General features: G+C 42.8%; 20 protein-coding genes. 4 read left to right on the top strand and 16 right to left on the bottom strand.

Annotated features, from left to right (window positions below; translation table 11 throughout):
• Positions 1-57: 57 nt before the first annotated feature.
• Complete coding sequence (locus FAM09_RS24020) at positions 58-1,053, top strand: GNAT family N-acetyltransferase (RefSeq protein WP_136579709.1); 996 nt, start codon at positions 58-60, stop codon at positions 1,051-1,053.
• Between the two features lie 113 nt (positions 1,054-1,166).
• On the opposite strand, the gene FAM09_RS24015 is transcribed toward FAM09_RS24020, so the two are convergent.
• From FAM09_RS24015 to uxuA, 15 genes are all read right to left on the bottom strand, one after another.
• Entirely contained in the window at positions 1,167-2,192 is a 1,026-nt protein-coding gene (locus FAM09_RS24015; protein WP_136579708.1) for a polysaccharide deacetylase family protein, read from the bottom strand.
• A gap of 155 nt (positions 2,193-2,347) precedes the next feature.
• A complete protein-coding gene (locus tag FAM09_RS24010) occupies positions 2,348-3,508 on the bottom strand; it encodes a hypothetical protein (protein ID WP_243751767.1) in 1,161 nt (386 codons plus the stop codon).
• A gap of 74 nt (positions 3,509-3,582) precedes the next feature.
• Positions 3,583-4,746, bottom strand: a complete 1,164-nt coding sequence (locus FAM09_RS24005; protein WP_136579706.1) for a glycosyltransferase — start codon at positions 4,744-4,746, stop codon at positions 3,583-3,585.
• Between the two features lie 43 nt (positions 4,747-4,789).
• Positions 4,790-5,881 carry a glycosyltransferase family 4 protein gene (locus tag FAM09_RS24000; protein ID WP_136579705.1) on the bottom strand — a complete coding sequence of 364 codons (1,092 nt, stop codon included), beginning with the start codon at positions 5,879-5,881 and terminating at the stop codon, positions 4,790-4,792.
• The gene (locus tag FAM09_RS23995; protein ID WP_136579704.1) at positions 5,878-7,077 is read right to left on the bottom strand and encodes a glycosyltransferase family 4 protein; all 1,200 of its coding nucleotides are present in this window, start codon (positions 7,075-7,077) and stop codon (positions 5,878-5,880) included. The genes FAM09_RS24000 and FAM09_RS23995 overlap by 4 nt, the downstream gene beginning before the upstream one ends.
• A 49-nt stretch (positions 7,078-7,126) precedes the next feature.
• Positions 7,127-8,002: a glycosyltransferase gene (locus FAM09_RS23990; RefSeq protein ID WP_136579703.1), complete on the bottom strand. Its 876-nt coding sequence runs from the start codon at positions 8,000-8,002 to the stop codon at positions 7,127-7,129.
• 42 nt (positions 8,003-8,044) lie between these two features.
• On the bottom strand, positions 8,045-8,938 hold the full coding sequence (locus FAM09_RS23985; protein ID WP_136579702.1) for a glycosyltransferase: 894 nt from the start codon (positions 8,936-8,938) through the stop codon (positions 8,045-8,047).
• 75 nt (positions 8,939-9,013) lie between these two features.
• Positions 9,014-9,910 (bottom strand): glycosyltransferase, encoded by an 897-nt coding sequence (locus tag FAM09_RS23980; RefSeq protein WP_136579701.1) that lies wholly within the window; start codon positions 9,908-9,910, stop codon positions 9,014-9,016.
• Positions 9,911-10,111: 201 nt separating this feature from the next.
• Positions 10,112-11,914 carry an ABC transporter ATP-binding protein gene (locus FAM09_RS23975; RefSeq protein WP_136579700.1) on the bottom strand — a complete coding sequence of 601 codons (1,803 nt, stop codon included), beginning with the start codon at positions 11,912-11,914 and terminating at the stop codon, positions 10,112-10,114.
• Between the two features lie 80 nt (positions 11,915-11,994).
• The gene (locus FAM09_RS23970) at positions 11,995-14,355 is read right to left on the bottom strand and encodes a GumC family protein (protein ID WP_136579699.1); all 2,361 of its coding nucleotides are present in this window, start codon (positions 14,353-14,355) and stop codon (positions 11,995-11,997) included.
• 11 nt (positions 14,356-14,366) lie between these two features.
• Positions 14,367-15,191 (bottom strand): polysaccharide biosynthesis/export family protein, encoded by an 825-nt coding sequence (locus tag FAM09_RS23965; RefSeq protein WP_136579698.1) that lies wholly within the window; start codon positions 15,189-15,191, stop codon positions 14,367-14,369.
• Positions 15,192-15,239: 48 nt separating this feature from the next.
• On the bottom strand, positions 15,240-16,241 hold the full coding sequence (locus FAM09_RS23960) for an SDR family oxidoreductase (RefSeq protein WP_136579697.1): 1,002 nt from the start codon (positions 16,239-16,241) through the stop codon (positions 15,240-15,242).
• A gap of 9 nt (positions 16,242-16,250) precedes the next feature.
• Entirely contained in the window at positions 16,251-17,549 is a 1,299-nt protein-coding gene (locus FAM09_RS23955; RefSeq protein WP_136579696.1) for a nucleotide sugar dehydrogenase, read from the bottom strand.
• Positions 17,550-17,580: 31 nt separating this feature from the next.
• Positions 17,581-18,081 (bottom strand): transcription termination/antitermination protein NusG, encoded by a 501-nt coding sequence (gene nusG / locus FAM09_RS23950; protein WP_136579695.1) that lies wholly within the window; start codon positions 18,079-18,081, stop codon positions 17,581-17,583.
• Between the two features lie 625 nt (positions 18,082-18,706).
• Positions 18,707-19,876: a mannonate dehydratase gene (gene uxuA / locus FAM09_RS23945; RefSeq protein ID WP_136579694.1), complete on the bottom strand. Its 1,170-nt coding sequence runs from the start codon at positions 19,874-19,876 to the stop codon at positions 18,707-18,709.
• A gap of 170 nt (positions 19,877-20,046) precedes the next feature.
• On the opposite strand from uxuA, the gene FAM09_RS23940 reads away from it, so the two are divergent.
• The 3 genes from FAM09_RS23940 to FAM09_RS23930 all read left to right on the top strand — a co-directional run bounded on the left by FAM09_RS23940 (position 20,047) and on the right by FAM09_RS23930 (position 22,951).
• Positions 20,047-21,039, top strand: a complete 993-nt coding sequence (locus FAM09_RS23940) for a LacI family DNA-binding transcriptional regulator (RefSeq protein ID WP_243751766.1) — start codon at positions 20,047-20,049, stop codon at positions 21,037-21,039.
• Between the two features lie 101 nt (positions 21,040-21,140).
• Positions 21,141-21,959 carry a rhomboid family protein gene (locus tag FAM09_RS23935; protein WP_136579692.1) on the top strand — a complete coding sequence of 273 codons (819 nt, stop codon included), beginning with the start codon at positions 21,141-21,143 and terminating at the stop codon, positions 21,957-21,959.
• A 38-nt stretch (positions 21,960-21,997) separates the two neighbouring features.
• Positions 21,998-22,951, top strand: a complete 954-nt coding sequence (locus FAM09_RS23930) for an alpha/beta hydrolase (RefSeq protein ID WP_136579691.1) — start codon at positions 21,998-22,000, stop codon at positions 22,949-22,951.
• A 77-nt stretch (positions 22,952-23,028) separates the two neighbouring features.
• Here the strand turns inward: FAM09_RS23930 and FAM09_RS23925 are convergent, their stop codons facing one another.
• Complete coding sequence (locus FAM09_RS23925; RefSeq protein WP_136579690.1) at positions 23,029-24,681, bottom strand: UxaA family hydrolase; 1,653 nt, start codon at positions 24,679-24,681, stop codon at positions 23,029-23,031.
• Positions 24,682-25,060 lie beyond the last annotated feature (379 nt).

Genomic DNA, 25,060 nt, shown 5'->3' with positions numbered 1-25,060 from the left:
GTATCACAAACGATATAAGTTATTCAAGTAGTATCAACCAATTATAATTTATCAACCATGCAAATACGACCTGCTACCCTCCAAGACAAACCCGCCATGATCGAGCTGTTGAAAAAATCTTTGGGCGAAGGGCTTATTCCAAAATCAGAAGCCCTGTGGACCTGGAAACACGAGCAGAATCCGTTTGGCGCTTCTTTTGTTCTGTTGGCCGAAGAAAATGGCACCTTGATCGGGTTAAGGGCATTTATGCAATGGCAATGGAAATGGAAGGGTGCAGTTTACAAAGCCATTCGCGCGGTTGATACGGCTACCCACCCTGATCACCAGGGCAAAGGCATTTTTAAAAAACTAACCCTGCAACAGCTTGAATTATGTAAACAACAAGGCATTCATTTCGTATTCAATACCCCCAACGATCAAAGCCGGCCCGGATATTTAAAAATGGGCTGGGTTCAACAAGGCAGAATGCCATTAAAACTTAAAGTGCTGAACCCCGTTGCACTGGCGTATGCCCTTGCCTTCAAAAAGGGGAAAATATCTGCTTCTGAAGACCCTACACCTGAACAATCATGGGACCCCAGGGTATTTGGGTTAATGGACAATTATGTAAGCAATGACGACCAATTAAACACCGCGCTTTCTGCTTCGTATATCCGGTGGCGATATGCCGACAATCCTTTGTTCAGATATAATTATTTTACCGACTTTGAGCATTTTCTGCTCATTGGCCGCATAAAACCTCATTCATTTACCAGAGAGCTGCGCCTGGTAGATTGTATGCTATTTAACAGCGCGTCATCAAACAGGCGCATCAGCTCCCGGATCAGCAAGGTGGTTCTCCCCTACTGTAAAAGCAATAAAATACAGGTCATTTCATTTTCGGGTCAGCAGTATCAGTCACATAAATCCGCTCTTAACTGGATGGGGATGATCCCTGTTCAGAACCGTGGTCCCATTGTTACTGTACGAGATCTGAATATGAATGAGAAATTTCCCGAATTACTGGAGATTAAAAACTGGGGCTATTCTTTAGGCGACATGGAACTATTTTAAATAGTTTCTGCCGGCAGTGAGCCGGAAGACCGGCTGCTGATTCATTTTAAGGGCTACAATCTAAAGTAATATCCTGTTATTATTAATGACTCCTGTATTATCAGGCATGCTTCTTATGCCTGTACTTTTCCTGTTTGCTTCACCCCTTTCGATCCATTGTTGCCACACAAGTATTTATCATACTCGCCCATATTCCAACTCGTCATTCCATATTTTTCTTTACACTTTTTATATTGCTGCAGCAGCACTTCCAGGCTTTTTAAATTCTGCTCGGGATAATCGCCAAAGTTTTCGGGGTGCCACCATAAATGATACACCTCTTTACGCATGGCGGCGATGCGTATTTCCTGGCAAGACCTACGCAATCTTAATTTATTTGCCAGTTCCGATTTCGGGCTCCAGGGCCGCAAAAACCGGCTTGCCGGTAATTGTAATGGTTCGCCAGGAGTAACTTTTATTGAACTTAACGGATAAGAAGTTCTTACATTACCCACTTGTATATACGCATCGGCAGTACGGAACACCCTGCGTAAAAATCCGGCGCCGCCTTCAGTAACCGGCGACCAAAACCATCCTGCCGGGTTCGACCGAACTGTTTTTATGCCATTATCATAACATATTTTCAGGTACTCGGGGTTAAACTGGTTACGCGGAAACACCAGCGAATTCATTGGCGCATTAAATTTCCTGGCAGCTTTAACAGCCGCTTTCAGGTCGGCATCAAAAGCCATTTGCTCCCGTTGCTGCTCCAGGCAATAGTAATGGCTAAAAGTATGCGTAGCCAGTTCCTGTCCTGGATATTTCAGGATCATCCCCACTTCTTCAGGAGCAAAGTGCGCCCATTGGTAATTTGATGACATACCATGTTGACGAACCCACTTATAAGCAGAATAACGTTCTACCGCATAATCAGGCTCAATAGCGGGACTGAATTCTTCCCACTCCTGCTGGTTTGCGGCAAACAAGCTGCCTACTGTAGCCCATGTTACATGCACATCGTATTTGCTAAATAATCCCAGCATATCAGGAACGATACGCAGTGTATTTTTATAACAGGCTTCGCGCGCCTGCCGGTCTCTTTTGTCAAAAACACCCCAGTGCAATTCAAAATCGAGCGATATGGTGAAAATGCCTTGCATATATAAGTTTAAAGTTCTCTGTTTTAAGTTCACAGTTTTAAGTTCTCAGTTGACGGTTATCAACGTGAATGGTCAATGGTGAATAGCTCGCGATTACCTGGAATTAACTATTAACTTGCATCGCCGAAAATTATTGCCGTTTGCCGATTACCGTTTCACGACTTTCCCGCAATCGCCAGTTTTACTTTTACCGGTGGCTCCGGCTCCCTACTTTCCATAGCCCGTTGTCGCTTCATAACCTGCAAATGCTTTTTGTAATCCAGGAACATGAGTATCACAAAAAACAGGAAGTACATGATCATACTTTTTTGCCTGATAATAATTCCCATGTTCGACATTGTATTCGACAAAGCAAAAGAAGTAGCTATAAATGTTACGGCACTAGTTTTTAATAATGCTGAACCGGTGCGTAAGAATTTTATAAACCCTTTCTGGAATAGTTTGGCTGTAAGCGCGAGGTATAACATGTTTTCAACCGATACTACCAGCCCCATAGCGCCGGGTGCATCTACGAATAACGGGCGGAACCAGAAGGTGAACAGTTTCAGCACCAGCGGGTAATTCGAAATATCTATCCCCGACCCCGCTTTAGACAATTCATACGCACGCACTGCCGAAAACTGATTGAAACTTTGCATTACGTTATCGCCATCTATTTTTGAGAAGGCCATGATCTTATCATATAACAACACCATCGCACCAATACTGGCGCCAAACACCAGTAACTTTTGATATAACGGTACTTTTTGCCGGCCGGTAAACAAACCCACCACAATACCAACGGCCATGAATAAGAAAACGTGCGGCCGAACGTGATAAATGATCAGTAGCCCCAGTAGCAGGTGCACCTTCCGCGTTTTTAACTGGCTGAGGCCATACATCACCATGCCAAGCCCCCAGAAGATTATCGATCCTTTACCCAGCGAAACCGTCCAGAAGTGCATATTGGGCAGAAAAATCAAAAGACCGATCAGGTCCATGCCCATGAATTTATGCTTGTATTTGAGGTTCTCTTTAAAGTATACATAAAAGAAAACGAATCCCCAGTAACCCATATAGGCAAACAACACAAACATCATTTCGAAGGAAAAGCCCAGGTAGTTGATAAACGGGTATCCAACAAAATCAATGAAAGGGGTTCCGGTACCATACGCACTGAACCAGTCTGCGTACTGCGTTTGAGGTCGCAGGTAATAGTCCTGCGAGTCAGAGCGGGAGAACAGTTGAAAGATATAATAAATGATCGTAAACAGCGTATGGAACCAGTACAGGTTTTTCATCATGCCAACCTGAAACCAGGGCAAACGCCGTTTCATTATTTGCAGCATCGGTATCGTTGCTACAAAAAACAGGATCAACAAAAGTATTCCGCCTATCACTATCCTGATTTTTATTTATTAATCAAATCGTTGTAAATACCTTCCAGTTCAGTCACCATTTTTTTCATGCTGAACGAATTGATGACCGTTTCACGCGCTGCCTTTTTCATTTGCGCTACCTTATCGGGTTCTTGCAGCAATTGCGACAAACGATCTACCAATTGCATGGGTTGTTGAACCGGGACCAAAATGCCGTTTACGCCATCTTTTATCACCTCCGGTATTCCGCCTGCGGCTGTACAAACCGGTACACAATTCATACTCATCGCTTCCAGTAGCGCAATGGGCAATCCTTCAAATTCAGAACTCATCATAAACAGATCCATTGCCGCAAAATAGGGACGTGTCTCAGTTTGCAGCCCTGCAAAAAACACATACTTATCTGTACCTAATGTTTTTGCTTTGGCATGAACCTCGTCGCGCAGTGGCCCATCGCCTACAATAATAAAAAAAGTATCCGGATGTTTTGCATGCAACGCGTGGGCAATTTCAAGCCAGGTATGCAGGCGCTTTTGCGCTCTGAATACGCAGGTGATGCCAATAACCGTGGCAGTTGATGGAATATTTAGTTCCTTACGGATGTCATTCCCAATAGCTTGTGCGCGGTCATACTTAAGAGTATCTGCACCATTGGCTACTACCTGCACATGCGGCCTTGCTTTAGCATAATTTATTTTAATAGAATTCGCTACCTCCGCAGAAACGGCAACCACTTTTTGCTGGATCGAAAAGGTGAGCTTATTTAAAAAATAGGTAGCCTTGTGATAGCGCTCCCATTTATTATGCTCTGTATAAACTACCGGTACACCGGTAAGCCTGCCCACCAAACGGCCTGCCATGCCTGCCCAGGGAAGATGACAATGGATCAGTTGAATATTGTGTTTACGAACGTAAGCAACTATTTTACGTACGGCCAGCAATATAGATGCATTGTTTTTTGCCCGGATACAAACTACAGTTCCTCCTTCCTTTTCTATTGCCGACACCATCTGGTTTTTCCAGGGAAGAAAATAGATATAATGAAATTTGAATTTCTGTTTATCATGCTGACGCAATGTTTCGGGCAATAACATTTCCGCACCACCGCGCCCCAGTGATTTAATAATGTGTAAAACCGGGATAGGTTCATTTTCCTGATACAATTGACGGATATATGTTTTGTTCAAGGTATCCATGTATTAAGGTTACAGAGGTTGTAAAATTGAAAATTGCCAGGCGCTATGCCTTTAGCGAATTGTATACTTCTAAGAACTTCCCTGCAATGCCGGTATTCAGGTATTCACTCATCACCAGTTCCCAGGCATTTTGCACCAGTTGTTGATTTTCCGAAGTATTGTTTAGCGTTGCCAGCACATTATTTACAAACGCTTCTTCATTATCTTTTTGTACAAGGCGACCGGTCTTATTGTTGATCACTACTTCACCAATTCCTCCTACATCATACGCTACCACCGGTGTTTTGCAATAAAAGGCTTCCAGTATTACACCAGGCAGCCCTTCAATAATGCTGGGCAGTAATAACGCATCGGCATTTTTAATAAACTGCATCGCGTCATTCCGGAACCCGTAAAACCGCACTTGCTGTTCAAGCCCTTTTTGTTTAACCAGATCTTCTATTTGCTGCTTGAGCGGTCCACTGCCAACAAAATGCAAACTGGCGCCCGGTTGTTGCTTCCGTATTCCTTCAAAGATCTCAATAAGGCGAACGTGATTTTTTTCATAGGTAAAACCGCCTACATGCACCAGTACCGGTTTCGAAGCTCCCTGCAAGGGATTCACCTCACCAGCTTTATTAAAATCAGTTTCCTCTATTCCAATAGGCACCGTTACAATACGGCTTTTAAATTGAGGGAACAACTTCGCAAAATCCGTTGCCGAGGTTTTGCTTACCGAAACAACCTTGCTGGCATACCTGAAAAAAAAGCCGTTCAGTATTTTAGCCGGTGCTGTTTTTATGTACAGGCTGATGGTGCTGGCATTTCGAAATACGATTGGCTGTTTCCACTTGAAGAACAATTTCGAGAACACCGCATATTTTAAGGTATCGCCTGCATTGGCCTGAATGACATCCGGCTTTTCTTCCCTGATGATCTGGGCCAGTTTACGCCAGGCTTTTAGATCCCACATCCGTTTTTTGGGTGAACCATTTAAATGTTTTGTTTCGCCGGTAAATGGTAAAGGCGCATTACCGGGATAAACGAAAACCAGGATCGCCCTATGTCCGTTTTCATTAATGTGGGTAGCCAGTTGCGATGCAAACATTTCAGCCCCGCGTAATTGAGGCTTTTGAACGAGATGAAGTATTGTCAATTTTTTGCAATGATCATGTTGAGTAAATAATTTTCCAGCTTTTCGGCTATCTTCTCCAGCTCAAAATTTTGCCGGGCATGTTCATTGGCATTTGCAGCCAGTGTATTGGCCACTGCAATATTATCCTTATACCACAACAAAGCCTGGGTAATGCTTTGCACCGATCCGGTTTCAAAGAAATAGCCTGTTTCCAAATGGGTGATCACTTCTTTATTAACCGGGATATCACTTGCTAACACCGGTAAGCCGGCAAACATCGCTTCCACAATGGCACCACTGAACCCTTCGCTGTGCGAAGGAAAAACAAAACAATCATACTCATTAATAAGCTGAGGAATATCGTTTCGGCTACCTAACAAAGACACATTGTTTTGCAACCCTAACTCATTAATAAGTGCCGACAAAGAATCCCGGGCGGGACCATCGCCGGCTATATGTAAAACCGCATGCGGACATGCCGGCAAAAAATCATTGAAGGCCAGAATCAATTCGCGCTGGCCTTTTATCGGTACTAGTCTACCGACGTTAAGAAATCGGGGTGGTTTTCCAGAAAATGTCTGTGGAACATGAAACCTGAATACTTTACTATCCCGGCCTCTGTTAATAACTTCAATTTTATTAAGATCAATACCCAATGCTTTGGCATTGGTTTGTTTTACTACTTCTGAATTTGCAACAAACCCTTTACAAAACCGGGCTGTTGTTTTATTGGCCCATTTAAAGAACGACACCGCCATTTTTGCTTTTACTGAAAGTGCCGTGTTGTAACTATCGGAATACAGTTCGCTTACAAATGTGCCTATAACCGGAATTTGACAGGACCGGGCTACCATTCGGGCAACCAGCTCGGAGCGGGTTAAATAAGCCACCACGATATCAGGCTGATCTTTTTGAACGATTGCTTTTAGTTGCTTATAAGCCTGACCAAATCCATACTTCTTTTTCAATCCTACCGAATGCACGGGTATGCCATGATCAGTAAACCGTTGTTTCAATAAGTCGCCGGCATATAAATGACAAACGACAGGTTGCATATTTTTAAACCGGATCGCATTTGCGAACAGGCTTTGTTCAGCCCCGCCTGTTTGTAATGTATCAATAACAAACAATACTTTATGCATACGATCTTTGTTGCCATTGCTTCCCGGCATTGTTACCTTATTTATTTCTGTTTCGGCAATAACTTCACTATGCATATTGTGCAATTTCTTGTTTGATGTTATTGAATGTTTACTACCTGCTACCTTATTTTGATCTGAATTTCAGTGTGCCCGGGTCTAATGTTCTGCCCCCTCTTCCTATTATACCGTGCCATATTCCCATCAATCTGAATTTTACCCGCCTGAACCGGTCTGGCGCCAGGAAAGCAGCAGTAAGTAACAACTTTGTTTGCAGCACGCAATAGCCAAATAAATTTACAAAGGAGAAATGTTTCTTTATAATAAATATGTGATTGCGGGCTGAATAATACCCTCTCCACAACGTAGCGCGGGTAAACTGGCCGCCACCTCCTAAATACAAACGATTATCGGCGCCATTCTTCAAAACACCTATTTTATAACCGCCGCGCTGCATGCGTACGGAATATTCATGATCATCGCACATCATAAAAAACTCTTCACAAATGGTACCCAGCTTACGCACCACCTCGGCTTTTATGAGGGCGCCATCTATCATGGCATAATCTACTTCCTGCAACTTAACGTCATCCTTCACCTGTATCTTTCTACCCATTTTAATATGAGCGCCGTGCAACCCTATCATCGAGAATTTACTTTGCTCAATATTTTCAACGAGGTCTTTTAATGCATTTGGCGCATACAATGTATCGTCGTCCAGTACCCAGAAATAATCGTAAGTGGTTTTATTATTCGTTAAGCCAAATGTCATTCCAGCGGCAATGGCGCCTGCCGAACCGGTGTTGTTATCCATAAAAATGCAATGGATGTTGTTCTGGCCGTGAACCGATTGCAGGTATTCAATAGTGCCATCAGTGCTATTGTTGTCTACAATTACGATGGTCGTTGGTTTTACGATTTGCGCCAGCACATGTTCCAGGGCAGACTTCAATGTTTCGAGCCTGTTAAACGTAACCAATATTGCGCATACATTCGAACTCATATAGTAATAGAGATTATAAAGCGTTTCTTATTATTTTCAGGATTATCTTTTATACCACCTGTTCAATCCGTAATCACGTATTGCTTTACAGGTATTTTTGGTTACCAGCGTTCCATAGCGGAAGCCATATTTATAGCTTAACAAGCTTTTCGCAAATGAAACAAACAGAATAGAAAAGAATGCCAGGTAATACCGGTTTTTAACCATTACAAACAACGAATTCCGGATGCTGTAATAATCTCTCCACAATACGCTTTCATCTTTCTTTCTTACAGTTGATGTTTTTTTGAAATTCACCTTATTCCACTTTTTACGCAGCTCCATGAACAAACCGGTATGCACCAGTATTTTATATCCCGCTCTTTTTTGCGACAGATCGTGATCGAGATCTTCAAATCCAAAAAACAATTTTGCTTCGGGCACGATGCCTTTCAAAACACTTTCGCCTTTAATAACTTTAATCATACCGCCGCCGATCGTATCCACTTCAAGGTATTCGCCGCCTTTCTCCAATTCATCATTGGTAGTTCTTATTACCAAACCGGTGCGCTTGTTTATTTTATGGCCCACAACGCCAACCTGACCGCAATTGGCTCCATATGACTCTGCCAGGTGCAGCAGTTTCTCCAATGTATCTTCAGTATATGGAGGGTCGTTATCATCGGCCCATAATATCCACTCATACCCTTCCTTAGCAAGCGCTTCCAATCCGGCTTTACCGCCACCGGCAAAACCTGAATTATGGCCAACCTTTAAATGTGCAACATTTGGGTAAAGCTGCGCGAGTTTATTTTTAGTTTCATCGTTGTCGTTATTATCAACAACAAGCAGTTTATCCGGAGGCCTGGTTTGATCGAGGATCTTTTGAATAGTGTCCATCAAAATATCAGGCCGCTGAAAAGTAACTATAAACGCTGCAAATTTTTTATTACTCATAAAGTGTCATTTAAAGGCATCCCACACAATGAGCCGGTACAGGATGTTTTGTGCTATTATTATATTGTAACCTATTTAAACGGTGCTACTCTTATAATATCTGCTTAACCCATAATCACGTACCGCCTTACAGGTATTTTTTGTTACAAGTGTTCCATATCGGAAACCATGTTTGAAGCTCAAAATACTTTTCCCAAAAGAAACCATCAGAATAGACAGAAATGCCAAATAATGACGGTGTTTTTTCATAATGAACAGGGCATTACGAATGCTGTAGTAATCTCTCCACAATACTCGTTCGTCTTTTTTACGAGCTACCTTATTCGGAACATTTAACCGGTCCCAGCGCTCGCGACAATTTAAAAACAGATCGCTGTGCACAAGTATACGGTAACCGGCTTTTTTTTGCGACAGATCAAAGTCAAGATCTTCAAAACCGAAGAACAATTTTGCTTCGGGCAAAACGCCATTTAAAATACTTTTTGCATTCACAATTTTACATTGCCCGCCGCCAATCGTATCCACTTCGATGTATGCGTTTTCGCGCAATTCTTCATTTGATGCACGTTGTAACAACCCTGTTAATTTATTAAAACGGCTGCCAACCATACCAACCTGGCCGCAGTTATTTTTATTTGCTTCAGCCAGCAGTAACAATTTCTCAAATGTATCCTGTGTAGGCGGTGGGTCATTGTCATCACCCCAGAAGATCCATTCATACCCTTCATTAGCCAGAATTTCCAACCCTACTTTATCGCCACCTGCAGGACCGGCATTATAGCCCATTTTTATATATGCCACTTCGGGATATAATTCATCCAGTTTCTTTTTTGTTTCATCAGTTGTACCATTATCTACCACCAATAACTTTTCGGGGGGCACAGTTTGCGTAAAGATCTTATGAATGGTATCCATTAAAATTTCTGCACGATTGAAGGTGACAACAAATGCAGCGAATTTTTTAGTGCTCATAAAAGAATAATTTCAAATCCTTAGAAATAGGTTTTCAAAAAAAGGGCGGTTTATAGAAATAGGATCTTACTACTGCTGTTTAAACAGTATCACGGGCGCAAGTTGCTGATGAACAATGCATGAATCCCGTAACAAAGGCATGGCCTGGAGGAATGCCTTCCTGATAATTTTATTAAAAGCGAGCAATAAATTAAGTAATGCTTAAATACCCTGTAAAGAAACCATCTTTTGGAAACGGGTAGATTTATTTACCATTTCGTCGAACGAACCGGAAGCGGTTACTTTCCCTCTTTCCAGTAAGTAAATGGTATCAGCTTCTTTAATGGTTGATAACCGGTGTGCAATTAATACGATGGTGTAAGTACCCCGTAAATGTTCAATATTTTCCTGAATGATCTTTTCTGTTTCTGAATCGAGCGCCGAAGTAGCTTCATCAAAAATAAGCACCTCGGTATCTTTATACAACTCTCGGGCAATGGAGATACGCTGGCGTTGACCTCCGGAGATCAGGATACCATTATCGCCCAGGTTGGTTAATTCTTTTTCAGGCAGTGAATTTACATAACTGACCAGTGACGCCATACGCAACACTTCGTTAAAGCGTTTTTTATTTTCAGGTGTAGGTTCGGCCCAGAAAGTGATATTATTAAAGATGGTGTCGTTAAACACTACGGGTTCCTGTGAAATATATCCAACTTTTTCGCGATAGGTGTTCAGGTTGTATTGCTGCATGGGAATACCATCAATGTACAACTCGCCGGTATCGGGCCGAATTAAACCTGCAATCATATTGGCCAGGGTGGTTTTACCGGCGCCGCTTTCACCTACCAGGGCAATGGTTGATTTTTTGGGTACTTCAATACTGATGCCATCCAGCACCCGTAAGCTATCGTACGACAAGGTAACGTTCTGAAGCTCGATTTTATCCTGGATGGTTTTAAAACCAACTGGCCCATGCACTTCCTGTAAAGCGGCCATTTCCTTTGTAAGAGAATTTACCGAATTGATACCGCCGCTATTTTCAATAAAGCCCTGCCAGTAGTTTTGCGTCATTACGAGGAAGCTGAGTGCCCTGTAAAACAGTAATAAACTCAGGATGATGCTGCCCAAACTGGCGCCCATCCAGTTCAATTGCGCAAATATTACAACCGTAACTATAATTACAATGATGGGTTCTTTAATACTGGTAGCAATGGCCGTCATGTGACCGATCTTACGATTTAACCCTTCAGCCTGGTTAATTACATTCTTTAATTTTCCGGCATACCGGTTAAAGGTATTGGTCGATTTAAGGTATTTAAAGTAATGAGTGGTTTGAATAAGAAAGCTGTTGAAATCGGCTCCCTTCTTCGACAATTCGTTCGAAGCATTTTTGGTGGTCTTGTAAATATTGTTGTAGATCAGGTTCGATACCACCGCGCCAACGCACACCAAAACGGCAAACTGGTAGTTGGCCAGAAATGCCAGGAACATATAGGTCAGCAACATTACCGCCGCCTGGGCTGCGGTAAAATAAAAATGGAACGACTGAAACAAACGGTGAACTTCGGTAGTGAGTGTATTTTGAATTTTTCCTGAATCGATCTTTAAAAAGGCGCTGTATGATAAGCCTTCCAGGTTATTCACCAGTTTATAACGCACTTTTTTAATGAACAGCTCGCGTAACCGGGCATAAAACTTCATTTGGAAGTATTTCATTATGCCCTTGAACACAAACAAGGTAACCAGCGACATCAGCACGGTTGTAACCGTTAACTGAAACCCCATTTTTTTAATAAGACCGATGAGGTGCTGCAATTGTCCCAACGATTCCTGATTATCGGCTGCCGCCTGCGTTTGGCCATCGCCAACTGCTTTTAACAGTGGGATAAACATTGCCAGGCCCATACCATCTAAAAAGCTGATCAAAATACTTAAGCCAAGAAACACCAACAGCTTGTTACCAATGATGCTGTAATAGTACTTAAAATGAGTCAGGAAATTATTTTTCAAAGAAAATTTCATCGTTCGTTTATTTTTTACGCTAACGCAGAACGTTTATGCTTAACGCCAAATACCTTGTTGCTCGTTTTGCGTTAAGCTTCTTACGCTATCTTCAGTTTACCAGAGGAACTTTTTTTCTTCTTTTTTGATTTGCCCATTTGTCCATACTCGTATCCATAACCATACACATGCTGAAATCCATAGCCGGGCTTTATACCATTTATGATCAATGATATGTGCGGTAACTTCTGGTCTTCATGTAACTGGTTAATGAGTTTAATGGATGGGCGCAACGTATACTTATGCCGCAATACAAAGAATGAGATGTCTGCCATTTTACCCAACGATAAAGCATCTGACACAGCTTCAACCGGCGGCGTATCCATTATAATGTAATCATAATGTGCTTTCAGGTAATCGAATAACGATTTCATGCGTGGGTGCAGAATGATTTCGCCCGGGTTCAAAGGCAATGGAGTACCTGCACTGATGAATAGAAGGTTTTCTAATTCTGGCACCATTTGCACCACATCATCTACCTGAACTTCACCACGCAGGTAATTGGTAATACCTGCCGATTTTTTAAACCCTAAGCGTTCAGACAGGCTGGGATTGCGTAAGTCGAATTCGAGCAACACCACTTTCTTGTTACTGATGGCCAGCGAACTTGCCAGGTTCAAACTCACAAAGCTTTTTCCTTCGCCGCTTACACTGGAGGTAACCATGAGCACTTTCTGTTCGGGACCATATCCCATATAAGAAATATTCGTGCGCAGGGTCCTGAATTGCTCGGCAATAGGTGAAACCGTTTCTTCGGCAATTACCAGGTCGGTTTTGCTGTCATCAAGAATGATCTCACCAGCAATAGGCAGGGAAGTAACATTATGAACGTCTTCGCGGGTCTCAATTTTATTATTCATCATAAACTGCACTACTATCACCAACACAGGTAACAGAATACCCAGAATAAATGCCATGGCATACACCACGTAAGGTTTGGGGTTTACACTTTTGCTGATATTCCAGTCAATAATACGTGAACCGGCAATACCTGCTGAAGCGTATTCCATTTTCTTATCCTCTATCTTTTGCTGCAGGAAAGTATACAATGCATCCTTCACGCCCAATACCCGGTTGGTTTGGTTCAGGTCTTTTTCTTTTTCAGCCATACCCTGAAAACGTCCGGTAGCACTTTGTTCCTGGGAAGCAATAAAGGCATTGCTTGTTTTTAATTGCTGACGAATGCTATTGATATTAGCGAAAATGCTATTCTTTATAGTGGTCAAGGCGGCATTGATCTCAGGCAGGCGGATATCCTGCGCTGTACCGCGATCGAGGATCTCTTTTCTTCTTAATACCAGCTTATTGAATTGGTCAACAATACTGCTTAATCCCGGATCATTCAATGCAGTCACATTTGGAATGATCTGCTCCTGGCCGCTTTGTTCGCGAATGTTACTTTCAACCTGGCTTAACAGGTTTTCTTTTAATATATTTTCACTTTTGCGACTGTCGAGCGTAACCAGGTTACCGAGGATCTGGTTGGCGGAAGTAGGCACGTCATTCACCCGGTTATTCGATTTGAAATCTTTAACCTTATTGGCCTGTTGCGACAGTTCTGATGATACGGTAGACAACCTGTTTTCTAAAAACTCTATTTCAGTACGCAGGGCTTTGCTTTTGAATTCGAAGTTGGCTTCATCATAATTGTAAAGCAGCACTTCAACAATCTGTTTAGCCCTTTCAGGTATTTCATCACGCACCGATACCTGCAACATAGCCATACCGCCTTTAGGAACAGCACTGGCTGAGATCCTTGATGAATATTTTGCCACAGCACCGGCCTCGCCTGGGAAGCGAAGCAGGTATACGCCCTTTTTAATAGAGATAAATGGCTTGGGCTCAATGGTGATGGTATCATGTTTAAATACCAGCGGTTGATTGTACGAGCCTTTAACCACTTGTTTTTCATGCTGCAGTTTATATCCTTCTTCACTTACCAGCAGTTTGTAAACAGGTGTTTTTTCATCAACATCAAACCGTTTTACGCTAATGGTAAACGGCAATGAATCCAGGTGAAGTGGTTTATCGAGCACCCGGCCCTTCGTCATCACTTCAATATCGAGGTGCAATGAGTCAACGATCTTTTGTATCAGCGCTGCAGATTCCAGCTTAAATATTTCGCTGTTCAAATCAGGTTGCGCTTGTGCAGCGGCGGCAGGGGCTTGGCCAAAAGCCGAGCCTCCCAGGATATTAGTAGTTACTTCGCTGGGCGATTGCACCTGGATATAAGTAGATACCTGGAATAGCGGTACCGTGTATCTTATATACAGGAAAGCACCAGCCAACAAAACGCCGGCGGATAAAATAAGCCAGTAATAGCTTTTTGCGAGTTTCGAGAAAAGTCGTTTTGCATCAAAACCTTTACTTTCTTCTGGCTCGTCATAATACTTCTGCTCCATGGATGAAAGTTTTAGTTATTTGAATTTTGAACGGTAAAGCCAAGGGTAACCGCAGAGATAAGAATGGTAACTATCGAAGCAAATATTCCAAAATCTTCCTTGAACACAGAACCGGAACGAGCCTGAACATAGATCACATCATTGGGCCGCATTTGAAAAATATCCGGATCTTCCAGCACACTTGATTTTCTTAAATCGAATTTTCTGATTGTTCTCTTGCCATTGTAATCGCGGTATAAACGAACGTCATACCGTTTGGCGGTGTGTGGCAGATCACCAGCGGCCGCGAGGGCTTCCAGTAAAGTGGCGTGTTGGGCCGAAATAACAAAAGAACCTGGGTTCTTTACCTCACCCAACACCGTTACTTTAAAAGAAGTAAAACCTACTTCAACCAGGGGATCCTTTAAGAACGGGCTTACCAGGCCCATCAATTTTTGTTTCGCCTGCTGGGTGGTTAAACCTGCCAGCCTTACTCTACCAACAACCGGAATTTCAACTTCTCCTTCAGCATCTACCAAATAATCCGGCGTACCGCCACCGGTACCACCGCCACCGCCGGTAACAGCAGCTGCAGCATTAGCTACTCCAGCCATACTGTGCTTGTTAAAGAATGCGGCGCTCTCCTGATCTTTTACAATAAAATTAATATCTAACCTGTCTCCGCGCTCTATTACACGCTCCGGTACAGGCATCGCCTTTAATTCTAAAGTTTCTGCATCAGGAAGATCATTAAAATAATTTAATTTTTTACCCGTGCTGCAAGAAGTGGTAAGCATCAAAACAAACGCTGCAAAACAAATCAGGAGGGTAGCAGGATGTATGTGGTTTCTATTCATTGTACGTTATATTTTTTTATTGCCGGTTGCCGGTACTGCTGAGCTATTTTAAGGTGTTACTTTCAAATATGATGACTGCTTGTACCACTCCACTGTTGTTTGTAATCCTGCTTGAATTGTTACAGCAGGTTGATACCCCATCAGTTGTTGTGCTTTGCTAACGTTGGCCAGGCTATGGCGAACATCACCTTTGCGCTCTTCGCGATAATTGGGTTGCAGATCTATTCCTGTTATATCACAAATGTATTTCCACAACTGATTCAGCGTTGTTACATCACCCACTGCAACGTTCACTACTTCATGAAGGGCAATATCAGGCGCAAAACAGGCTTTGATATTCGCTTGCACCGCATTTTCAACAAACGTAAAATCGCGACTGGTAGCGCCATCACCGTTAATGAACGGCGCCTGCTGGTTCAATGCACTTTGTATGAATAAAGGAATTACAGCAGCATATGGTCCGCGCGGGTTTTGCCTTGGGCCAAATACGTTGAAATAACGCAAGCCGATGGTATGAAAATCGTATACCCGGCTAAACACCTGCGCATATAGTTCATTTACATATTTAGTAACCGCGTAGGGCGAAAGCGGGTTGCCTATTTTGTCTTCTACTTTAGGTAACCCCGGATGATCACCATAAGTACTGGAGCTTGCTGCATACACCATTCTTTTAACCCCGCCATCACGTGCTGCTACCAGCATGTTCAAAAAACCACTTACGTTTACTTCGTTACTGGTTATAGGGTCATTGATTGAACGGGGCACAGAACCCAGTGCTGCCTGGTGCAACACATAGTCAACACCATCTACTGCACGACGGCAGGTATCCAGATCACGTATATCGCCTTCGATCAAACTAAATTCAGGACGGGCTAACCATGGTTCAATATTTTCCATAGAACCGGTACTGAAATTATCCAGCACACGTACTTTACCAGCGCCATGCGTCAGTAAATATTCAACAATGTTCGATCCGATAAAACCAGCGCCTCCGGTTACTAAAAAAGTCGCCTGGCTGATGTCCTGCGTATGATATTTTTGAGTATACATAATTAAAAGTTATAAACGAGCATCCACTAATTCTTTATTCAAATGCGCTTTTACATCAAACAACACACAATGATCGCTGCACAATTTCTTGATGATATCATAACTGAATTGTTTATGCGCTACGGCGAGTACCACTGCGTTGTACTGGGATTGTGTAGCGGGTAATTCCTGAACCGTATGTACTCCATATTCTTCCATCACCTCTTCGGGATTGGCCCAGGGATCATACACATCAACCTGTACATGGTAGCTTTGCAGGTGCCTGATAATATCAATAACCTTGGTATTTCGAACGTCGGGGCAATTCTCTTTAAAAGTAATCCCTAAAACCAGGGCTTTGCTATTGGAAACAGGTATGCTCTTCTTCACCATCAATTTTATTACTTCCCCTGCCACATAGGCGCCCATGCCATCGTTCAGCCTGCGACCAGCCAGGATGATCTCGGGATGGTAACCCACTTCCATAGCTTTTTGCGCCAGGTAGTATGGGTCAACACCAATACAGTGACCGCCAACCAAACCCGGGCGGAACGGTAAAAAGTTCCATTTTGTTGAAGCAGCAGCTAAAACTTCCTGGGTATCGATATTCAGCAGGTTAAATATTTTAGCCAGTTCGTTAATGAAAGCGATGTTGATATCGCGTTGTGCATTCTCAATTACTTTAGCGGCTTCAGCAACTTTTATTGAAGGCGCCAGGTGCGTACCTGCTATAATTATACTGCTGTAGATACTATTAACTATTTTGGCAGCTTCGGGTGTTGAACCAGAAGTTACTTTTTTAATTTTCGTAACCGTATGTTCCTTATCGCCGGGGTTAATGCGCTCGGGCGAATAACCGGCATAAAAATCTTTATTGAATTTCAGTCCAGACACCTTTTCCAGAATGGGTACGCATTCTTCTTCAGTAACACCGGGATATACAGTAGACTCATACACTACGATATCGCCTTTCTTCAAAGCTTTACCCACTGTTTCACTGGCTTTCACCAACGGGGTCAGATCGGGCCGGTTATATTTATCAACCGGCGTAGGTACTGTTATTATAAAAACATTGGTTGATTTAATGTCTTCCAACTGGTCGCTCACCCATAAACCAGTTGCATTGTCAGCTTTCTTTTTTAAAACGGAGGTAAGGTGGTCGCTGCTGATTTCCAGCGTATGATCATTACCTGCCCGCAGTTCGGCTATACGTTCCTTATTGATATCGAAGCCTACGACAGGGTACTTCTTAGCAAATTCTACTGCCAGCGGTAATCCAACATAACCTAATCCGATTACCGTTAAATGATACTGCTTTGTCTCTTCCATTCAATATTTCAGTTTGTTGTTATAAGTTTTATTACGATGAACCTTTTGCAAGGTTATTTTTATCAATGGCTACCAGGGCAAAACCCAGTGAAGGTAACATCACTTTAACCATTCTATTGTTCACTTCCATCACCTGGCCTGTTTGTTGCATCAGCGGTCCGTTTATAATAGTTACCTCATCATTTACATTAACATCAATTTGTTCAACCTGCACATGCTCGTAATCTTTCAAAAACTGTTTCACTATTTCAATTTCTTCATCGCGTATTACGGCAGGTTTTCCCTGAAAAGTTACAAATCCTAAAACGCCATCGGTTTGCAGAACCGGTATGTGTGCTTTTGGCGCCAGGCGAACCAATACATACGATTTAAACAGGGGCTCCAATATAATCTTTTTTCGGTCACTCCAATTTCGCTCGCTCTTCTGCAACGGACAATAGTTTTCGATCTGTTTAATGCCCAACAATTCGGCTACTTTCTTTTCCCACCGGGGCTTTGTGTATAAGGCGTACCAACGTAAATCAGTGTTCATGCTTATATTTTATCTACATCTCAGCACAAAGCTCCCGCTTCCCTCAGTCACACTGTTACTGAGAATCAAAAATTTATTAATCGAAAAATCCATAAAATCAATATCCAAATCACTATCTCTTCTGCGTTCAGCACGAGAATATCAGATCGTAATAGGCTATTGAGGTCCAATAAGCAAAACAGTACACAAGTAAATAGTAAATCAGAGGCTATTCGAAAGGATTGGTTCAGAGGCTTTCGAAGGAAATCGGGCCCTTGGGGGTGATTCGAAAGGAAAATCGGGTAACGATCGGTAATTACAGAGGATGTTGGACGATCAGAGGTTAATGAGGACGCCCAAAAGTAGAAAGTTTTTTGATATTATGCAATATCAGGAGTTGATTTTTATATACCCTAATGTGGTAATAACTAAAATACCCAAATTACTTAACACTGACATAATAGCTTAATTTACATTCCTTACAACTACCATTTAACTGCCAAATAGGGTAACCATGTAGTTAGTACGAAAGATATAATATTATATTTATTAATAATACAAAAACAGAACAACCTTTTTGAAAGCGTATCTGCTTTAAAAAAGGTTGTTCTTATATACCTTATAGCACGTTTTACACTATTCGCATCTATTTCATCGACCGGGCAATACCCATCTCCAGGCCACGCAACTCAGCCAACCCGCGCAAACGCCCGATAGCTGAATAGCCGGGATTGGTTTTTTTATTCAGGTCATCCAACATCTGGTGACCATGGTCGGGGCGCATAGCCAGGTTAACCTTACGCTCCTGCATTACCTGCACCAGGTTCTTCACCACGCTATACATATCTACATCGCCTTCGAGGTGATTGGCTTCGTAAAAATTGCCATCTGCATCGCGCTGGGTGCTGCGCAGGTGTATAAAGTTTATGCGGTTACCGAATTGCAGAACCATCGCAGGCAGGTCGTTATCGGCCCGTACACCAAATGAACCGGTGCAGAAACAAAGGCCATTGCTGGCGTTGGGAACAGCATCGAACAATTGTTGCACGTGTTGAGCTGTGCTTACTACCCGGGGCAATCCAAATATGGCATATGGCGGATCATCGGGGTGAACCACCAGTTTTACGCCAACCTCATCGGCCACAGGCGACACTTGTTGCAAAAATTCAATCAGGTTTTGTTGCAATTTTTTGGCATCGATACCGGCGTATGTATCCAAAGCTGCCTGAAATTGCTGCAGTGTAAAGCTTTCTTCACTGCCCGGCAACCCCGCAATAACATTGCGTTGCAGCAATTTTTTCTCTTCTTCCGACATCCCTGCCAGGCGTTGCTGGGCTTTGGCCAGTTCGGCAGGGGTATAATCTTTTTCGGCACCCGGTCTTTTCAGCATGTACACATCGAACGCTACCATGGCCGCTTTTTCGAACCGGAGGGCTTTACTGCCGTCTTCAACGGTGTACGACAGATCGGTACGCGTCCAGTCGAGCACCGGCATAAAATTATAGGTAACAACATAAATGCCGCAGGCTGCCAGGTTGCGAATGCTTTCGCAATAGTTAGCAATGTATTGTTTATACGGCCCTTTTTGAGTTTTGATATCTTCATGCACAGGAACGCTTTCCACTACCGACCAGGTTAAACCCGCAGCTTCAATGGTTTGCTTGCGTTGCATGATCTCTTCTTTTGTCCATATGGCGCCATTGGGAACATGATGCAGCGCAGATACAACACCAGTACAACCCGCCTGCCTGATGTCTGCCAGGCTAACCGGGTCTTTAGGTCCGAACCAACGCATAGTTTGTTCAAATTGATACATAAAGTAGTTGTTTATAGCACTTTTTTGCAAGGTTACAATTTGTATGGATAGGATTCAATATTTCCTGTTTCAAATTCTTTGCAAACGATTTCGAAAAATGTTGCAAAAATAGCAGGTAATTCTTAATCTTTGTGGGGGACGCACCTATGGATCAAGTGAATTTAAAGAAGTTGGCGAAAGAATTGAACCTGGCCGTTTCGACGGTTAGCCGCGCTTTGCGAGACAGTCATGAAATTAGCCCGAAAACCAAAGAACGGGTGCGCGAACTGGCCGAAAAATTAGGATTTCAACCTAACCCGCATGCCAGCAGCTTACGCCAGAACAGAAGCAAGACCATCGCAGTCATCATTCCTGAAATTGAGAACAACTTTTTCTCCCAGGTTATAAACGGCATTGAATCGGTAACGCCCGACAAGGGGTATCATGTATTGATCTATCTTTCGCACGAAGATTACAATAAAGAACGCGATATTCTGCAATTGTTGCGCAATGGCCGGGTCGACGGCGTTATGATCTCGGTTTCCAATACCACTACCAATATGGACCACATTGAGGCCTGGCGGCAGAACGGTTTTCCATTGGTAATTTTTGACCGCACTTGTGAAGACGTGGATGTGCCCAATATCATGACCAATGATGCCGAAATGGCTTTCAAGGCTACGGAACATTTGGTGAAAAGAGGTTGTAAACGCATTGCGTTCCTGGGAATGGCGGGCAACTTATCTATTTCGAACCGGCGCAAGGCCGGGTACCTGGCGGCATTGGAAAAATATAGAATAGCCGCCCCGCCAAAAGTGGTTGAATTAACAGCCAAAGATTATATTAATCGCGATTTACTGAAGCAAATTTTTCAGGAGCAGCCCCGGCCCGACGGCATTTTTGCTGCTATTGAAAAATTTGCAGTAAACACTTACGAAGTTTGTAAGGAATTGAATTTGCATATTCCTAAAGATGTGAAAGTGATCAGCTTTTCGAATTTGCAGGCAGCCGCCTTATTCGATCCTGCGCTTTCTACCATTATTCAACCAGCCTATGATATTGGTCGGGAAGCGGCAAATATTTTATTTAAGATCATAGAAAAGAAAATGCTGATGCCGTATGAGAAAAAAATGATATTACCCTCGCAATTGATTGAGCGGGCGTCAACAGCGATAACCAGTTAAGCAAGCCAATGCGGCCATTTGTATAGCAGACGATCCGTATTTAACAAATATTTGCAACTTTCTATTATCGTTAGTATGTTTATTATAATGAACTTATTCTCATGACATCCGGAACGATCAGTTTCTTACTCATAATAGTTACCGCTTTAATTTCATACAAAGGGTTTAAAGACCATTTCTTCTTTGAAAAATATGAATTCGGCGTTGACAAGATCCGTCTTTACAAAGATTACAAACGGCTGATCACATCAGGTTTTTTGCATGTGAACTGGATGCACCTTATTTTCAACATGCTGGGCTTGTATTTTTTTGCAGGGTCATTGATCAGGGAACTCAATACAGGTCAGTTTTTACTTATTTATTTTGCCAGCCTGGTAGGCGGCAATTTGCTTTCACTACTGGTTTATAAGAACCAGGGCGACTACACTTCTGTTGGCGCTTCCGGCGCGGTAAACGGGGCCATCTTTGCCACCATTGCTCTGAACCCATCAGTAAGCATTATGTTTTTGCCCGGCTGGATATTTGGATTAATCTATATCGGCATTACTATTTGGGGCGTGCGTTCAAAAAGAGATAACATTGGGCATGAAGCTCACCTGGGCGGCGCTTTGATCGGCATGCTATTAGCCATTTGCCTGAAACCCGATGATATACAGGAAAATTATATTTACGTTTTACTGATTGCCGTACCCACGCTGGTATTCATTTACCTGATCATAACACGGCCACATATTTTAATGATCGATAATCTCTTCTTTAAAACACATACCGATCATTATTCTATCGATCACAAATACAATGAAACCAAGGCCAATCAGCAACAGGAAATAGATAGAATACTAGATAAAATAAGCAAGCGGGGCATAAACAGCCTGAGCCAGAAAGAAAAAAAAATGCTTAAGGATTATAGTAAGAAATAATCACGTTCCCCGATACCATTCACCCGATAATTTGCATTATGAAGAAAGCATGGTTGATTGCAGCACTTCTCCTGATAAACATTTCATTACTGGAAGCGGCCGATTATGATACCACTGTAACTGAAACAACGGTCGTATTGCATACAGCCACTGGAGATATTACCGGCACATTAACGCTTCCTGAGAAGCAAAATAAAATACCGGTAGCTTTAATTATTGCCGGTTCAGGCCCTACAGACCGCAATGGCAATAACCCAATGATGAAAAATGAGAGCCTGCAAAAGCTGGCGCAAGGGTTAGCATCAAATAATATTGCCTCATTACGATTCGATAAAAGAGGTATTGGTGAAAGTAAAAGCGCCGCAAAAAGCGAAGCCGACCTTCGGTTTGAAGATTATATCAATGATGTGCGGGGTTGGATAGAATTGCTGAAAAAAGACGCCCGCTTTACAAAAATATTCGTAGCAGGGCACAGCGAAGGATCACTCATTGGCATGATAGCTGCATTGCATGCCGCAGATGGTTTTGTTTCCATTGCCGGCGCCGGCCGTTCGGCCGATAAAATTTTGAAGGAACAATTAGCCAGCCAGCCACCTGCAGTAAAAGACTCCTCCTACCCTATTATAGATAGTTTGATCAAGGGGAAAACAGTTCAAAATGTTCCTAAAATGCTATTTGTATTGTTCAGACCCAGCGTACAACCCTATATGATCTCCTGGTTTCATTATGACCCGCAAATAGAAATAAAGAAATTAACGATCCCCGTTTTGATACTGCAGGGAACCAATGACCTGCAGGTTACTGTTGAGGATGCCAACCTGCTGGCAAAATCAAATACCAAAGCGCAATTGGCGCTCATTAAGAACATGAATCATGTTTTAAGGATCGTTGAAGGCGACAGAAAAGAAAACCTGGCCGCCTATATAACGCCCACATTACCTATCAGCGAAGAACTGGTAACCACCATTTCAGCATTTGTAAATAAGCAGTGATGCATTTCGACTTCGCTCAATGCTTTCATGGCCCGACCCTTCGACGACGCTCAGGGCCTTGAGTCACATTAAAAATGCTATAATGATACGCCGCGTTTCCACGGAATAAAATCATCCTGTGCCAACTGTACTGCTTTGGGAATGGCTTCACCGCTGGCTACCTTAATGCAGTATTCGAGTATATCCTCTCCTACTTCTTCAATATTTTTTTCACCGGTAATAATGCTTCCGGTATCAATATCTATAATATCACTCATCCGGCGGGCAAGCACCGAGTTAGTGGCAATTTTTATAGTAGGCGCCACAGGATTTCCCGTTGGTGTTCCCAAACCCGTAGTAAATAAAATCAATGTAGCGCCCGATGCGGCTTTGCCGGTAGTTGCTTCTACATCATTGCCCGGTGTGCACACCAGGCTTAACCCGGCCTGTTCAACAGGTTCGGTATAATCCAATACGGCTACAACCGGAGAGGTACCCCCTTTTCGCGCTGCACCGGTTGATTTAATAGCATCGGTAATTAATCCGTCTTTTATATTGCCCGGCGAGGGGTTCATATGAAAACCTGATCCTACTTTCATTGCCTGCCCATTGTATTCCTGCATCAGGTGAATGAACTTATTGGCTACTTCTTCACTTACACACCTATCAACCAGGGCTTGCTCGGCGCCACACAGCTCAGGAAATTCTGCCAGCAAAATTTTACCGCCCAGAGCTACCAGCAGATCGGCGGTGTACCCAACAGCAGGGTTAGCCGAAATACCACTGAACCCATCGCTTCCGCCACATTTTACACCAATACATAAATCGCTCAGGGCGGCAGGCGTTCGTTCTATTTTATTAATATCAACCATTCCCAGGAATGTTTTGCGAATAGCTTCACAAACCAATTCCTCTTCACTTACAGTTTGCTGTTGCTCGAAAATGTAAAGTGGTTTATCAAACGCCTGATTTCTTTTTTTGAGGTCGTTTAAAAAATCAGTTACCTGCAAGTGCTGGCAGCCCAGGCTTAACAGGGTAACGCCACCCACGTTCGGATGATCGGCATAAGCAGCCAGCAGCGCACTTAAGGTTGCGGCATCCTGCCTTGTACCGCCACATCCGCCGCTGTGGTTCAGAAATTTTATGCCATCTACATTTTTAAAAAACCGCTTTTGATCATTGGCAGGTAATGGATTCAAAGAAATGTTATCAATATTTTCACCGGAAGTATAAGCCTGGAACATATCCTTCGTAAATCGTCTGTACTTGTCAGTAACCGCATAACCCAGTTCATTCCACAATGCTTCTTTTATTACATCGAGGTTCCTGTTCTCACAAAACACAGTTGGAATAAATAACCAGTAATTAGCTGTTCCAACCCGGCCGTCTCTTCTTTTATATCCGTTAAATGTACGATTCGCGAACTTCGACACATCGGGCTGTTGCCAGGTTACTTTTGCATTACGGTACGAATAATCTCCGGCCGCGTGGTGAGTATTGGCCGTTGTCATAAGCGTTCCCTTTGACAATGCAGATTGAATTTTTCCTACCAGCGACCCATACATAATTACCTCATCCCCTTTCTGCATATCATTAATAAAGAACTTATGCTTTGCAGCCACGTCCTGAGGCAACTTTAGATCGTGCCCATTTATTGAAATAACAGTGCCTGCAGGCAGATCCTGCAATGCAACCAGAACATTATCATTGGTATGTATCTTAAGATAAGGTTTCCGGACAGCTCCAGTCATAGTGATTTGTTTTAATATTTTTAAATTCCGTAATTCCGGCCTTTAATATGGTTATGCTTGTCAACAGAAATGTTATACAGGAAAGAATAGTTGCAAAAATTAACCTACGCCTTTTTAATAGAACAGTTTAATAAGCAAATATTAAGGTTTTGCACAAATGCAGATTCCGGCAATTTGTCTAATTATTCATCAATTTTACCATACCTATTAGCCCCTTGTTGCGCCCGGCAGTGTCTTTATTATTATGGTAATGGGGGTTAAGGATAATGTATACTAAACACGAAGTTGAAACACGCAACAGTTACGGAAACGTTAGCGTAGATTTTTTACGTTACCCCTAAAAGTTAACCTAATTTACCTCTGATTGTAGAATTATTTG

This window comes from Niastella caeni (assembly GCF_004834005.1).
Classification (GTDB): domain Bacteria; phylum Bacteroidota; class Bacteroidia; order Chitinophagales; family Chitinophagaceae; genus Niastella; species Niastella caeni.
Note: the sequence above shows the minus strand (reverse complement) of the source record. Positions and strands in the feature narration are given on the sequence as shown.